Below are 1,326 nucleotides of genomic sequence, written 5' to 3' on the forward strand. Positions count from 1 at the left end.
TGAACCGCCCCGGGTTTACCGGAGAGTTTGTGGTTCAATGATTAGGCTGCTTTTTCGTCAGCGTTCAAGCTTGCGTAGAATGCCTCCTCTGCTTCGTTCGGCGTGATGTAACCGATGGCGCTGTGCAGGCGCGTCTTGTTATACCAGTCGACCCACTTCAGGGTTTCCCACTCGACCTGGCCGACCGATTTCCAAGGACCGAGGAACTTGATCACCTCGGTCTTGAACAGGCCGATGATGCTTTCTGCCAGGGCGTTGTCGTAGGAATCGCCGACGCTGCCGACCGAGGTATCGATGCCGGCCTCAGCCAGCCGCTCGGTGTATCGGATCGACAGGTATTGGCTGCCCCGATCGCTGTGATGGATCAATTTGTCAGCCTCGGACGGCGCCCTCTGGCAGATCGCCTGGTTCAGGGCATCCAAGACGAACCCGGTGGTCATCGAGGTCGAGACGCGCCAGCCGACGATCTTGCGGGCGAAAACGTCGATGACGAAAGCCACATAGACCATGCCCTGCCAGCTGGAGACATAGGTGAAGTCGCTGACCCACAGCTGGTTCGGCATATCGGCGACGAAGGCTCGGTTCACCTTGTCGTCCGGACAAGGCCGGGCTGCATCTGGATTGGTCGTGATCACCTTCTTGCCGCGCACAACACCTTGTAATCCCATGACCTTCATCAGCCGCTCCACCGTGCAGCGGGCGATATCGTGGCCGCCGCGGCGCAGCTGATGCCAGACCTTGCGCGCGCCATAGCGACCTTGGCTGCCGTCGAACGCGTCCTTGATGGCGGCCATGTCCAATTGATCCTGCCTGGCCCGATCCGATGCCAGAGCCGGATCGCGCGCCACGGCCTTGACGGCGTAATACGTCGATGGTGCGATCCCCAGAACCCTGCAGATCGGCCCGACACCATGGACACCGCGCTGATCATCGATGAACGCGATCATTTGCGAAACGGGCGGTCGAGCTCCGCCATCGCAAAATACGCGCTGGCCTTCTTCAGGATCTCGTTGGCCTGGCGCAGTTCACGAACCTCCCGCTCCAGTTCCTTGATCCGATCCTTCTCGGCACTCGTCAGCCCGCCGCGCTGGCCGACGTCACGTTCGGCCTGCTGGCACCAGACGCGCAGACTGTCGGGCGAACAGCCAAGCTTCGGCGCAATCGCCTTGTAGGCCGCCGTATCGCTGGAATAATCGCCGCGGTTCTCTCGAAACATCCGAACACCGCGTTCGCGAAGCTCGACCGGATAGGCGGGGGTGAATCTCTGCTTGGTCATAGGGCTCATCCTTTGAGTATTTTACTCTCCAGTAAACCCGGGGCGGTTCA

1 protein-coding gene and 1 other annotated feature are annotated in these 1,326 nt (G+C 60.6%); the gene reads right to left on the minus strand.

What is annotated here, in order from left to right; all coding sequences use genetic code 11:
• Positions 1-41: 41 nt before the first annotated feature.
• Positions 42-1,276 (minus strand): IS3 family transposase gene (locus OE747_RS24565; protein WP_404818361.1). Its coding sequence is split into 2 segments (ribosomal slippage): positions 42-982 and positions 982-1,276, totalling 1,236 coding nucleotides; the frame shifts between segments, so codons are not numbered across the junction.
• Positions 873-989, minus strand: a sequence feature (AL1L pseudoknot). It overlaps the preceding gene by 117 nt.
• Positions 1,277-1,326: the final 50 nt, after the last annotated feature.

Source organism: Ruegeria aquimaris (assembly GCF_025751555.1).
GTDB lineage: Bacteria > Pseudomonadota > Alphaproteobacteria > Rhodobacterales > Rhodobacteraceae > Ruegeria_B > Ruegeria_B aquimaris.